General features: G+C 69.7%; 13 protein-coding genes. 10 read left to right on the top strand and 3 right to left on the bottom strand.

Going from position 1 to position 12,774, the window contains the following annotated elements; genetic code table 11:
• The first annotated feature begins 9 nt into the window (after positions 1-9).
• The 7 genes from ruvC to ACFWH5_RS09485 all read left to right on the top strand — a co-directional run bounded on the left by ruvC (position 10) and on the right by ACFWH5_RS09485 (position 7,815).
• Entirely contained in the window at positions 10-591 is a 582-nt protein-coding gene (gene ruvC, locus ACFWH5_RS09515) for a crossover junction endodeoxyribonuclease RuvC (RefSeq protein WP_378834230.1), read from the top strand.
• Between the two features lie 9 nt (positions 592-600).
• Entirely contained in the window at positions 601-1,209 is a 609-nt protein-coding gene (ruvA, locus tag ACFWH5_RS09510; RefSeq protein WP_378834228.1) for a Holliday junction branch migration protein RuvA, read from the top strand.
• Positions 1,202-2,233, top strand: coding sequence for a Holliday junction branch migration DNA helicase RuvB (ruvB, locus tag ACFWH5_RS09505; RefSeq protein ID WP_378834227.1), 1,032 nt, complete (start codon positions 1,202-1,204; stop codon positions 2,231-2,233). Before ruvA ends, ruvB begins: the two co-directional genes overlap by 8 nt.
• A gap of 76 nt (positions 2,234-2,309) precedes the next feature.
• On the top strand, positions 2,310-2,747 hold the full coding sequence (yajC, locus tag ACFWH5_RS09500; RefSeq protein WP_378834226.1) for a preprotein translocase subunit YajC: 438 nt from the start codon (positions 2,310-2,312) through the stop codon (positions 2,745-2,747).
• Positions 2,748-2,783: 36 nt separating this feature from the next.
• On the top strand, positions 2,784-4,508 hold the full coding sequence (secD, locus tag ACFWH5_RS09495) for a protein translocase subunit SecD (RefSeq protein WP_378834224.1): 1,725 nt from the start codon (positions 2,784-2,786) through the stop codon (positions 4,506-4,508).
• Positions 4,508-5,497 (top strand): protein translocase subunit SecF, encoded by a 990-nt coding sequence (secF, locus tag ACFWH5_RS09490; RefSeq protein ID WP_378834223.1) that lies wholly within the window; start codon positions 4,508-4,510, stop codon positions 5,495-5,497. The genes secD and secF overlap by 1 nt, the downstream gene beginning before the upstream one ends.
• A 62-nt stretch (positions 5,498-5,559) precedes the next feature.
• The gene (locus ACFWH5_RS09485) at positions 5,560-7,815 is read left to right on the top strand and encodes a RelA/SpoT family protein (protein WP_378834222.1); all 2,256 of its coding nucleotides are present in this window, start codon (positions 5,560-5,562) and stop codon (positions 7,813-7,815) included.
• Here ACFWH5_RS09485 and ACFWH5_RS09480 read toward each other — a convergent pair.
• The 3 genes from ACFWH5_RS09480 to ACFWH5_RS09470 all read right to left on the bottom strand — a co-directional run bounded on the left by ACFWH5_RS09480 (position 7,785) and on the right by ACFWH5_RS09470 (position 10,198).
• On the bottom strand, positions 7,785-8,357 hold the full coding sequence (locus ACFWH5_RS09480; RefSeq protein WP_378834221.1) for a hypothetical protein: 573 nt from the start codon (positions 8,355-8,357) through the stop codon (positions 7,785-7,787). The two genes, ACFWH5_RS09485 and ACFWH5_RS09480, sit on opposite strands and share 31 nt — an antisense overlap.
• A gap of 65 nt (positions 8,358-8,422) precedes the next feature.
• Positions 8,423-9,715, bottom strand: a complete 1,293-nt coding sequence (locus ACFWH5_RS09475; protein ID WP_378834801.1) for a DUF349 domain-containing protein — start codon at positions 9,713-9,715, stop codon at positions 8,423-8,425.
• Between the two features lie 156 nt (positions 9,716-9,871).
• Positions 9,872-10,198 carry a hypothetical protein gene (locus tag ACFWH5_RS09470; RefSeq protein WP_378834220.1) on the bottom strand — a complete coding sequence of 109 codons (327 nt, stop codon included), beginning with the start codon at positions 10,196-10,198 and terminating at the stop codon, positions 9,872-9,874.
• A 120-nt stretch (positions 10,199-10,318) separates the two neighbouring features.
• On the opposite strand from ACFWH5_RS09470, the gene ACFWH5_RS09465 reads away from it, so the two are divergent.
• From ACFWH5_RS09465 to ACFWH5_RS09455, 3 genes are all read left to right on the top strand, one after another.
• Positions 10,319-11,641 (top strand): replication-associated recombination protein A, encoded by a 1,323-nt coding sequence (locus ACFWH5_RS09465; RefSeq protein ID WP_378834218.1) that lies wholly within the window; start codon positions 10,319-10,321, stop codon positions 11,639-11,641.
• A 170-nt stretch (positions 11,642-11,811) separates the two neighbouring features.
• The gene (gene rpsD / locus ACFWH5_RS09460) at positions 11,812-12,441 is read left to right on the top strand and encodes a 30S ribosomal protein S4 (protein WP_378834217.1); all 630 of its coding nucleotides are present in this window, start codon (positions 11,812-11,814) and stop codon (positions 12,439-12,441) included.
• Positions 12,442-12,573: 132 nt separating this feature from the next.
• Complete coding sequence (locus ACFWH5_RS09455; protein WP_378834215.1) at positions 12,574-12,762, top strand: hypothetical protein; 189 nt, start codon at positions 12,574-12,576, stop codon at positions 12,760-12,762.
• Positions 12,763-12,774 lie beyond the last annotated feature (12 nt).

The raw sequence follows: 12,774 nt of genomic DNA, 5'->3' as shown, positions 1-12,774 counted from the left end.
CCTGGGGGAGTGAGCTCCTCTCTGCGCATCCTGGGCATCGATCCGGGCCTGACCCGCTGCGGCATCGGCATCGTCGATGTCGATCGGTCGCGGCGCGCCAGCCTGGTGCACGTCGGCGTGGTGCGAACCCCCGCGGACGCTGAGCTGCACGAGCGGCTCGCCGCCGTCGCCGCCGGCATCCGCGCGGTCATAGCGGAGCACCGACCGGATGCCGTCGCCGTCGAGCGCGTCTTCGCGCAGCACAACGTGCAGACCGTCATGGGCACCGCTCAGGCCTCGGGTGTGGCGCTGCTCATCGCCGCCGAGGCGGGGCTGCCGGCCGCCACGCACACGCCCAGCGAGGTCAAGGCCGCCGTCACCGGGTACGGCTCCGCCGACAAGCGCCAGGTGCAGTCCATGATCGCCCGCATCCTGCGCCTGGATGCTCCGCCGCAGCCCGCTGACGCCGCGGACGCCCTGGCGATCGCGCTGTGTCACGCCTGGCGCCGGGGCGGCACCTCCGGCGGCGCCGCCGGAGAGCTCACCCCCGCGCAGCGTGCCTGGGCGAACGCGGAGCGTGTCGCTCGAACGTATGTACGACCCACCCGGTAGGCTGGCAGGATGATCTCCTCTCTGCGCGGCACGGTGCTGCATGCGGCATCCGACCATGTCGTCATCGAGACGGGTGGCGTCGGATTCTCGGTGTTCGTCCCCGCCGACGTCGCGCACACCGCACGCGTCGGCGAGCCCCTGCAGCTGCACACCAGCCTGATCGTGCGCGAGGATGCGCTGACGCTGTACGGCTTCGGCGATCGAGACGAGCTCGAGATCTTCGGACAGCTGCTCAGCGTCACCGGCGTCGGGCCCAAGTCGGCGCTCGGCGTGCTGTCGCACCTGACTGTCGACCAGATCGCGGAGGCGGTCACGGGGGAGGACGACGCGCCGTTCCGGCGCGTCTCGGGCATCGGACCGAAGACGGCGAAGCTGATCGTCGTGCAGCTGGCCGGCAAGGTGCAGCCGCGGGTCGCCAGCGCCCCGGCGGGCGCTCCGGTGTCGGCTGTGACGGACCAGGTCGCCGCAGCCCTCATCGGACTGGGATGGTCCGAGAAGATCGCGACGGATGCGGCCGTGCAGACCGCCGAGGACGCCACCGACGCCGAGCGCGAGTCGGTGCCGGCGCTGCTCAGGCGCGCCCTGGCCGCGATGGGCCCGGGAGGAAAACGTGGCTGACGACGCGCGGGACGCCGCGGAGCCGCTCGACGAGACCGAGCTCGCCATCGAGGGCGCGCTGCGACCGACGAGCCTTGGGGAGTTCGTCGGGCAGCCCAAGGTGCGCGGTCAGCTGCAGCTGCTGCTCGACGCCGCCCGCATCCAGGAGCGCCCCGCCGACCACATCCTGCTCGCGGGCCCACCCGGACTCGGCAAGACCACGCTCGCGATGATCGTCGCGCATGAGAGCAGCCGGCCGCTGCGCCTGTCCAGCGGCCCCGCGATTCAGCACGCCGGCGATCTGGCGGCGCTGCTGTCGAGCCTCACCCCCGGCGAGGTGCTCTTCATCGACGAGATCCACCGCATGGCCCGCTCCGCCGAGGAGATGCTGTACCTCGCGATGGAGGACTTCCGCATCGACATCATGGTCGGCAAGGGCGCCGGCGCCACCAGCATCCCGCTGGACCTCGCGCCGTTCACCCTCGTCGGCGCGACGACGCGCTCCGGCCTGCTGCCGAACCCGCTGCGCGATCGGTTCGGCTTCACCGGACACCTCGAGTTCTACGACGAAAGCGATCTCGAGCGGGTGATAGCCCGCTCGGCGAACGTGCTCGGTGTGGAGCTGCCGGCGGATTCGCTGTCCGAGATCGCCCGCCGCTCCCGCGGCACCCCCCGCATCGCCAACCGACTGCTGCGCCGCGTGCGGGACTACGCCCTGGTGCACGGCGGCGGGGGAGCGGCCACCGTCGACGACGTGCGCGCCGCCCTCGAGCTCTACGACGTCGATGCGATCGGCCTCGACCGGCTCGATCGTGCCGTACTCGACGCACTGGTGCGCCGGTTCCGGGGTGGGCCGGTGGGCCTCAGTACCCTGGCGGTCGCCGTCGGAGAGGAGGCCGAGACCGTCGAGAGCGTCGTCGAGCCGTTCCTGGTCCGCATCGGCTTCCTCGGCCGTACGCCCCGCGGCCGTGTCGCGATGCCCGAGGCGTACGCGCACCTCGGCGTGCCGCACCCGGACGGGGCGGCATTGTTCGATGACCTATAATCGCTGAAAGCTCCCCTGAACTCTTCGCGCGCTCATCGGCGTGCGCACCTGCGAAAGGTCTCATCCCATGGACCCCATGTCCCTCATGCTCTTCGGTCTGCTCGCCGTGATGCTCGTCTTCATGTTCGTGAACACGCGCAAGCGTCAGAGGCAGATGAAGGCCGAGCAGGAGGAGAAGGCGTCCAAGACCCTTCCCGGCGTGAAGGTGCTGCTCCAGGGCGGCCTGTACGGCACCATCGTCGAGTACGACGCCCAGGACCTCGACCGTCCGGCGCGCGTCGAGATCGCCCCGGGCGTGGTCATCGAGGTGCACAGCCAGGCGGTTCTGCGCATCGTTGAGCCCACCGAGGCCGTCGACGAGGCTGACGAACTCGACGCAGAGGAGGGTGTCGCCGATGAGACGGCGCCGGCCGCCCGGGCCGGCGAGGTCAGCGTCGACGAGATGCCCGACCCGGACCACATCGAGACTCCGGAAGAGACTCGCGCGCGCCTCGAGCGCAACGGCGACAACTGACGCTCGACCTTCTTCTCACGCGGAAAGCGGAACTTCGTGGCTTCATCAACTCCGGCCCGCCATGCCCGGCGGGTCCTTCTCGGGCTGCTCATCGTGACGGCCGTGCTGTTCGGCATCAACGCCGTCGGCGTGTACGGCTTCCAGAAGAGCTCGTGGACTCCTGAGCTCGCCCTGGACCTGCAGGGCGGCACGCAGATCATCCTCAGCGCGCAGACCGAGGACGGCGCCGACCCGTCGCAGGAGCAGCTCGATCAGGCCGCCGCCATCATCCGCCAGCGCGTGGACGCGTCCGGCGTCGCCGAGGCCGACATCACCACCGAGGGCGGCAGCAACATCGTCGTGCAGATGCCGGGCGCTGTCGACCAGGAGACCCGCGACCGCATCAACGCCAGCGCCAAGCTGGAGTTCCGCGCCGTGCTGCTCGCGACCGCGCCGTCGAACTCGGTGATCGGCGAGGACGGCAAGAGCACCCCGTACCCGACACCGGCCGAGACGCTGAACGCCACTCCCACCGCCGAGCCGACCGACGGTTCCGACCCGAGCTGGGTCACCGAGAAGCGGCAGGCGGAGCTCCTCGCCTACGACTGCTCCGCCGAGCACGATTCCAATGCGCCGACCGACGAGCCTCTGATCGCGTGCGACCAGGACGGAACGGCGAAGTACCTGCTCGGCCCGATGGAGCTGGACGGCACCGTGATCGACGACGCGACCGCCGGCCGCGACCAGACGTCGGGCGCCTGGACGGTCAACCTCGAGCTCGACGGCCACGGCACCGAGGTCTTCGGCGAGATCAGCCAGCGGCTCAACGCCAATCGCCTCGCCGGGCTCAGCCCGCGCGACCAGTTCGCGTTCGTGCTCGACGGCACGGTGATCTCCGCGCCGATCATGCAGGCGGCGATCCTGAACGGCAAGCCCAGCATCTCGGGCACGTTCGACCAGGAGACCTCGAAGGCCCTGGCGGACCAGCTGCGCTACGGCGCACTGCCGCTGAGCTTCAACGTCGAGAGCTCCGACACCATCTCCGCGACTCTCGGCTCTCAGCAGCTGCAGATCGGCCTGATCGCCGGGCTGATCGGACTCGGCCTCGTCGCCGTGTACTCGCTGCTCAGCTATCGCGCGCTCGGCTGGGTGATCATCGCCTCGATCGGCGTGATGGGCGTGCTGACCTACATCATCGTCTGCATCCTGGCGTGGCGCATGGGCCTCCGCCTGTCCCTCGCCAGCGTCGCGGGTCTGATCGTGTCGATCGGCTTCACCGCCGACTCGTTCATCGTGTACTTCGAGCGCATCCGCGACGAGCTGCGCGACGGCAAGGCGATCACCGCGGCCGTCGAAGACGGCTGGGGTCGCGCGAAGCGCACGATCTACATCTCCAAGTCGATCAACGTGCTCGCCGCGGTGGTGCTCTACATCCTCGCCGACGCGACGGTGAAGGGCTTCGCGTTCACGCTGGGCCTGACCACGCTCATCGACGTGTTCATCTTCGTCATCTTCACCCACCCCGTGATGCAGCTTCTCGTGCGCACGCGCTTCTTCGGCGGCGGGCACAGGCTGTCCGGCCTCGATCCGGAGGCGCTGGGCGCGGTGTACCGCGGACGCTCCCAGTATCGCGAGGCGCAGATCGGTTCCTCCGGCCGCGTCGCCCGCAACCGTGGCGCACGCGGTGAGGCCGAGAAGCGTCAGACCATCGCCGAGCGCAAGCGCGCCGAGGCACTCGCCACTCACGGATCCAAGGATGCCGGGAAGGACTCCGACGCCTGATGTTCTCCTTCAACGAGTTCGGCAACAAGCTCTACTCCGGGAAGCTCTCCTTCCCGTTCGTCGCTCGGCGCCGGCTGTGGTTCATCATCGCGATCGCGCTCGTGGTCGGATCGGTGCTGGTGCCGCTGATCCGGCCGATCCAGTTCTCGATCGAGTTCACCGGCGGATCGCAGTTCACCGTGCAGGCACCGGAGTCGACCGACCAGGCTCTCGCGACGGACGCGGTGCGTTCGGTCGCGCCGGATGCCGCCACGAAGGTCGTCGTCGTCGGCGGCCAGGACGTGCGCGTGCAGACAGACCAGATGACCGCCGCCGAGACGCAGGACGCCACGGCCGCCCTCGCCGAGGCGTACGGCGTGGACGCGGACGAGGTCACCAACTCGTTCATCGGACCCGCCTGGGGCGAGAACGTCACCCGCCAGTCGCTGTGGGGTCTCGCGATCTTCCTCGCCCTGACCTTCCTCATCCTGGCGATCTACTTCCGCACCTGGAAGATGTCGGCCGCCGCGATCCTCGGCCTGCTCGACGTGCTCGTCATCACGATCGGCGTGTACGGCCTCGCCGGCTTCGAGATCTCGCCGGCAGCCGTGATCGGCTTCCTGACGATCCTCGCGTACTCGCTGTACGACACGACCGTCGTGTTCGACAAGATCCGCGAGAACACCACCGAGGACGGCGAACAGACCACGCGCACGTTCGGCGAGTCCGTCAACCTCGCCGTGAACCAGACGCTGGTGCGGTCGATCAACACGTCCATCGTCGCGGCGCTGCCGGTCGGCGCGATCCTGTTCATCGGCGCGTTCTGGCTCGGCGCCGAGACGCTGACCGACATCTCGCTGTCGATCTTCGTCGGCATCATCGTCGCCACCTACTCGACGTTGTTCGTCGCCGCGCCGCTGTACTCGCTGTTCCGCGAGAAGGAGCCGGCGATCGCCGAGCGCGACGCGAAGGTGCTCGAGGCGCGACAGCGCGCCACCGTCGACGCCTGACTCCGCGAGGGTCGGGAGCACCCGGCCCCGCGTAGGATGATCTGATCGGGACGGGAGCACAGATGGCGGATTCGCAGACCACGTCGCAGGGTTCGAGCCTGCGACGCCTGGTGCCGCGCATCTTCTCGCGCGCGCCCCGCGTCAACGATCTCGACAGTCTGATCCGCACGGTGCGGGCGAATCACCCGCGCGGCGATCTGCCGATCATCGAGCGCGCCTACACGGTCGCGCGGGAGAAGCACTCCGGTCAGCTCCGGCAGAGCGGTGAGCCGTACATCACGCACCCGCTCGCCGTGGCGCAGATCCTCGCTGAGCTCGGACTCGGCCCGCGCGCCATCGCAGCGGCACTGCTGCACGACACGGTCGAGGACACCGGTTACGCGCTCTCCGAGCTGGCCGCCGAGTTCGGCGACGAGGTCGCGATGCTCGTCGACGGCGTCACCAAGCTCGACAAGGTGAAGTACGGCGAGAGCGCGCAGGCCGAGACGGTGCGCAAGATGATCGTCGCGATGTCGAAGGACATCCGCGTGCTGCTCATCAAGCTGGCCGACCGGCTGCACAACGCGCGCACCTGGGGCTTCGTCCCGCCCGAGAAGGCGACGAAGAAGGCCAAGGAGACGCTGGAGATCTACGCTCCGCTCGCGCACCGGCTCGGCATCCAGACCATCAAGTCCGAGCTCGAGGACCTGTCCTTCGCGGTGCTGCATCCGAAGATCTACGCCGAGATCAACAGCCTCATCGCCCAGCGAACCCCGCAGCGCGAGAAGTACCTGCAGCAGGTGATCGAGGCGATCGACGTCGACCTGCGCGAGCTGCGCATCCGCGGCAAGGTCGTCGGCCGTCCCAAGCAGCTGTACTCGGTCTATCAGAAGATGGTCGTGCGCGGTCGTGAGTTCGACGACATCTACGATCTCATCGGCATCCGCGTGCTGGTCGGCTCGGTGCGCGACTGCTACGCCGTGCTGGGGGCGATCCACGCCCGCTGGACGCCGCTGCCCGGGCGTTTCAAGGACTACATCGCCACTCCGAAGTTCAACCTCTACCAGTCGTTGCACACCACGGTGATCGGTCCGGGCGGCCGCACGGTCGAGATCCAGATCCGCACGAACGAGATGCACCAGCAGGCGGAGTTCGGTGTGGCGGCGCACTGGATGTACAAGGAGCGGATGAACGGCGGCAAGGTCGACGCCCGCTCCGCCAGCGACACCGACATGGCGTGGCTCGCGCACATCTCGGACTGGCAGGCCGAAACGGCCGACCCGAGCGAGTTCCTCGATTCGCTGCGCTTCGAGATCGGCGCCAAGGAGGTGTACGTCTTCACCCCGAAGGGGCGTGTGGTCGGTCTGCCCTCCGGAGCGACGCCGGTGGACTTCGCGTACGCCGTGCACACCGAGATCGGCCACCGCACGATGGGTGCGAAGGTGAACGGCCGTCTCGTGCCCCTCGAGACCGAGCTCAAGAGCGGCGACGTCGTCGAGGTGTTCACCTCGAAGAACCCGGATGCCGGGCCCAGCCAGGACTGGTTGAGCTTCGTGCGGAGCACCCGCGCGCGCAACAAGATCCGCGGGTGGTTCACGAAGGAGCGCCGCGAGGAGGCGATCGAGCAGGGCAAGGAGTCGATCGCGCGGGCGATGCGCAAGCAGAACCTGCCCTTGCAGCGCCTGATGAGCCAGGAGTCCTTCGCCGAGGTCGCCCAGCAGCTCCGTTACGAGGACGTCTCGGCGCTGTATGCCGCGGTGGGTGAGGGGCACGTCTCCACGCAGTCGGTTCTCGAGAAGGTGACCGCGCTCGTCTCGGTCGAGGAGGACACCAGCACGGGCGCCATCGAGCTGCCCGGCCGTTCCCCTGTGCGGGAGTCGCGGACCGGGGACTCGGGCATCCTCGTGCGCGGCGCCGCCGACATCCTCGTCAAGCTCGCACGCTGCTGCACGCCGGTGCCCGGTGACCCGATCGTCGGGTTCGTCACGCGCGGCAGCGGCGTCTCCGTGCACCGCACGGACTGCGTGAACGTGACGGCGCTCGGCGACAATCCCGAGCGGTTCGTCGACGTGGAGTGGGCGCCGACGACCAAGAGCGTGTTCCGGGTGCAGATCCAGGTGGAGGCCCTCGACAGGTCGGGGCTGCTGTCGGATGTGACGCGGGTGCTCAGCGAGCACCACGTGAACATCCTGTCCGCGACGGTGTCCACGACCAACGAGCGCCTCGCCCTGAGTCGTTTCGTGTTCGAGATGGGCGACGCCGTTCACCTCGACCGAGTGCTGAACGCCGTGCGCCGCATCGACGCGGTCTACGACGTGTACCGCGTCACGACGTCCTGATCGGCGGCGATCCGCTCCAGCGTCCGCACCGCGAGCCGTCGACCCGGTCGGCGCGACAACTCGTCGAGCCGGTCGCGCGTGCGCTCGGCGAGACCATCGCACACGCTGAGCAGAGCGCGCAGCCACCGCTCGGCCGTCGGATCGCTCGCCACTTGGAACAGCAGCTCCAGAGCCGTCGGAAGCTCGGCGACCACGCCGACGCCGGCGATGATCCGCACGTCCTCCTCGGCAGCCCTGCGGTCGTGGTAGACGACGTGTCGCGGCAACGACGGCCGGAATCGCCGGTCGCTGCGCCGTCGCACGTGATGCACCCCCGGCGCACGATCGCCGGCACCGTGCACCCATGCCGCCGTGGGTCCGCAGGCGGCGGTGCGCTCCGGCACGATCGCGCGGAGACCGGCTGCTCTGGCCTCCGGTCCCTCGACGATGTCGGCCGGTATGAAGCCCTCGCCGACCTCGACGACATGGCCGTCGAGCCGCGCGGCTCCGAGCTCCGCCAGCGTGAGCCGTTCACCGGGGACGAAGACGAGGGCGGGATGCACGCTTAACAGTGTGAGCCGTGTCGCCCCACGACGGGCGGCACGGCTCACACTGTGGATAACGCGGATCAGCCGCCCAGGGCGCTCAACCAGGCGCGCCGTGCCGCGAGCGCCTCGGTGGCCTGCTTCACGGCCTTGGCATCGCCGGCCTGCTCGGCCGCGGCCAGTTCGGCCTCGAGCTTCTCGATCGCCTCGGTCAGCTGTGAGCTCATGTCGTTGGCGCGAGCCTTGGTCTCGGGGTTGTTCTTCTTCCAGTCCACTTCCTCGCGGGACTTGAGCGCCTGCTCGATGGTGCGCAGCCGGTCGTCGAGGGCGCGCTCCTTCTCGCGCGGGAAGATGCGGCCCAGCTCGTCCCACTGACGCTGGATGCGGGTGAGCAGTGCACGGGCGCGCTTGAGGTCGCGCTCGTCTGCGACCGCCTTCGCCTCGACCAGCAGTGCTTCGCGGGCTTCGATCTTCGGCGCGGACTCGGCCTCTTCTGCGGCGGACTGCTCGGCGCGCGCGGCGTAGAGCGCGTCGCCCGCGGCCTTGAACTTCGCCCACAGAGCGTCATCGGCCTTGCGTCCGGCACGGCCGGCGGCCTTCCACTCGTCGAGGAGACCGCGATAGGCCGGGATGCCGTCGATGCCCCGGGACGCGAGAGCCTCGGCGCGCTCGACCAGTCGCGACTTCACGTCGCGCGCGGCGCGGTGCACGTCGTCGAGCTCGGAGAAGAAGGCGCGACGCGCCTTGTCGACCGTCGAGCGGGCGTCACGGAACCGCTTCCACAGCTGCTGGGCGACGCCCTTCGGCAGGCGAGGACCGTTCTGCTGGTGCGCCTGCCAGGCCTCGAACAGCTCCGTCATCTCGGCGGTGACCTGTTTCCACTGCACCTTCGCCAGATCGCGCCCGGCGATCGCCTCGGCCTTCTCGACGATCGCAGTGCGTTCGGCGATGGCGGCGTCCAGCGCCTCCTTGGCGGCCTCGGCCTCCTTCGCGGTCGCCTCGGAGAGCGACGCGATCAGTGCCTCGACGCGCGCGCGGAGACCGGCGAGGTCGCCGACAGCTGCAGCATCCGTCACCTCGGCGAGAAGGTGCGTCGCCTGCTTGGTGAGATCGGATGCCGACGCGCCGCCGCCCTGGGCACGGGTCTCCAGCGTGCCGAGCTTGAGGGCGAGGTCGTCGTACTTGCGAGCGAAGTACGCCAGCGCCTCCTCGTGCGTGCCGTCAGGGTACTGACCGACCGACCGCCAGCTGTCGCCCTCGCGGACCTCGACCGTGCCGTCCTCGGCGACGCGACCCCATTCGGCCGCGTCCGAGACGGCCGGCGCGGCGGGAACGATCGGCGCCGCCGGAGTGGCCGCCTTGCGCGTCAGCGGCATGCGCGGCGGCATCGGCACGGGAGGGGTGGGCTTGGGGGCGTTGTCATCAGCAGACACGGTGTGCTCCTTGCGCGGCAGCCCGCGGGAGGGGGAAAGGACGTCGACCAGCCTAGTCAATCGACGGGGCGATGTGTGGGGGAGACGGGATCGTCCGGGTCACTCGTCGGGTGTCTGCGTGGGCACCGGCGCCGGCGATTCCAGAGAAGGGTTCGTCAGCGTGGGCGTCGGTGACGGGCTCCCGGACGGCGAGATGTCGGATGCCGGAGCGGACGGCGACGGGGTGGGCGTCGGCGCGGTGACCTGAGCGTGCAGGGTCTGGCTGACGATCGCGCCGATCACGATCACGGCGCCCGCGACGACCGCGATCAGAGTGTCGCGGCGGCGGCGACGCCTCTGCCTGTCATGCCACTCGGTGCGTGCTGCGTACAGCCGAGCGCGCTCGGCCTCCGTCCTCGCGCGCTGCCGGGAACCGCGTGCCGCCATCGTCCGTCCTCTCCGCCGTCGTGGGCCGCGGGTCGCCCGCGAGCCATCTGCGAGCCTACCGTCGCCACCGCGGCGGGCCCGGCCGGTGGCAGTGTCGCCGGACCGCATTAGCCTGGACGCATGACCTCCGCCGCCTCGCTCATGTCGGGACAGACTCCGCTGGCGGTGCGCATGCGGCCGGTGTCGCTCGATGAGGTCGCCGGGCAGCGCCATCTGCTGCGCGCAGGGTCGCCCATCGTCGCACTGGCGGATCCCGATGCCGCCGCCCCCGGCGCCGTGTCCATCATCCTCTGGGGTCCCCCGGGCACTGGCAAGACGACGCTCGCTCAGGCGATCGCCCGATCATCGGGCAGACGCTTCGTCGAGCTGTCCGCGATCACCGCGGGGGTGAAGGACGTCCGCGAGGTGATGCAGGAGGCGATCACCCAGCGCGATCTGTACGGCCAGACCACCATCCTGTTCCTCGACGAGATCCATCGCTTCACGAAGGCGCAGCAGGACGCGCTGCTTCCCGGTGTCGAGAACGGCTGGGTGATCCTGATCGCGGCCACCACCGAGAACCCGTCGTTCTCCGTGATCTCCCCGCTGCTCTCGCGGTCGCTGCTGCTGACGCTGCAGCCCCTCACCGACGAGGATGTCGGCGTGCTCGTCGACCGCGCCGTGGTCGACGCCCGCGGTCTCGCCGGTGCCGTCACGCTGAGTGCCGAGGCGCGCGCCGCACTCATCCGCCTGGCATCCGGTGACGCGCGCCGCGCGCTCACCGGCCTCGAGGCGGCGGCCGCGGTCGCGCTGTCCCGCGAGGACGCTGCGCAGGTCACCCCCGACGACGTCGCGCAGGCCGTCGACCGGGCCCTGCTGCGCTACGACCGGCAGGGCGACGAGCACTACGACGTCATCAGCGCGTTCATCAAATCGATCCGCGGCTCCGATCCCGACGCGGCGGTGCACTATCTCGCGCGCATGATCGAGGCCGGCGAGGACCCCCGGTTCATCGCTCGCCGTCTGGTGATCTCGGCCGCGGAGGACATCGGCCTCGCCGATCCGCAGGCGCTGGTGATCGCGACCGCCGCCGCGGACGCCGTCGCGTTCATCGGCATGCCCGAGGGACGCATCCCGCTCGCGGAGGCGACGATCTACCTGGCGACCACGGCGAAGTCGAACGCCGCGTACTCGGCGATCAACCAGGCGATCTCCGATGTCCGCTCCGGCGGCTTCGGGCGCGTGCCGCTCCACCTGCGCGATGCGCACTACGCCGGCGCCAAGCGTCTCGGTCACGGCAAGGGCTACCGCTATCCGCATGACAGCGACGCCGGCATCCTTCCGCAGCAGTACCTTCCCGACGAGCTGGACGGGCGCCGCTATTACGAGCCGAAGACGCTGGGCGCCGAACGCGATGTGGCCGCGCGGCTGGAGCGCATCCGCCGCATCCTGGGCGACCGGTGAGCGGATCCGCGGTCTGATACGATGGATCGGCTCGAAACCGTGTTTTCGGGCATCTCTCCATCCCTGCACCATCGTCCACGGCGCCCCGGCGTGCGCTGCGGACGGGCGGGACGGAGACGATACGCCCGCGAGCCGTGAAAGACACGGCCGCGTCATGGAAGGAATGCTTCGTGGTCACGAAGTCCCAGGACCGCCGCAAGGTCCGTCTCAGCCGCGCGCTGGGCATCCCGCTCACCCCGAAGGCCGCCCGCTACCTCGAGAAGCGTCCGTACGCTCCGGGGGAGCACGGCCGCACCAAGCGCAAGGCCGACAGCGACTACGCCGTCCGTCTGCGCGAGAAGCAGCGTCTGCGCGAGCAGTACGGCATCCGCGAGAAGCAGCTGCGCATCGCGTTCAACGAGGCCCGCCGCAAGGACGGCCTGACCGGTGAGAACCTCGTCGAGCTGCTCGAGATGCGTCTCGACGCGCTCGTGCTGCGCGCCGGTTTCGCCCGCACCACCGCACAGGCCCGTCAGCTGGTCGTGCACCGTCACATCCTCGTCGACGGTCAGCTCGTCGACCGCCCGTCCTTCCGCGTGAAGCCGGGTCAGCTCATCCACGTCAAGGCCAAGAGCGAGGGCACCGAGCCCTTCCAGGTCGCAGCCGCCGGCGGTCACGCCGAGGTGCTGCCGCCGGTTCCGGGCTACCTCGAGGTCGAGCTCGACAAGCTGCAGGCCCGTCTGGTCCGTCGTCCCAAGCGCGCCGAGGTCCCCGTGACCTGCGAGGTGCAGCTGGTCGTCGAGTACTACGCGGCTCGCTGATATCAGCATCCCGGGCTCGCAGGAGCTCAGGCGGGAGGCGTCGGGAGAACACCCGGCGCCTCTCGTCGTCTCGGCCCCCGATTCCGCCTACGATGGAGAGACCGCGCCCCGCGGGAAGACGAGGATGACGACATGAAGAACGTGCTGTGGTTCCTGATCGGTGTGATCGGCGGGTTCGTCGCCGCGCACTTCATGAACAAGGATCCGCGTGGTCAGGAGCTCCTCGCCGACGTCGACGCCCGCATCTCGGAGTTCACGTCCATCCTCGGCGACGCGTACCGGCAGCAGGAAGCCCGCCTGACCGATTCCGCGGACGACTGACCCAGCCCTCAC

The sequence above is a fragment of the Microbacterium sp. NPDC058345 genome (assembly GCF_042723855.1).
In the GTDB taxonomy this organism is placed as follows: Bacteria; Actinomycetota; Actinomycetes; order Actinomycetales; family Microbacteriaceae; genus Microbacterium.
Note: the sequence above shows the minus strand (reverse complement) of the source record. Positions and strands in the feature narration are given on the sequence as shown.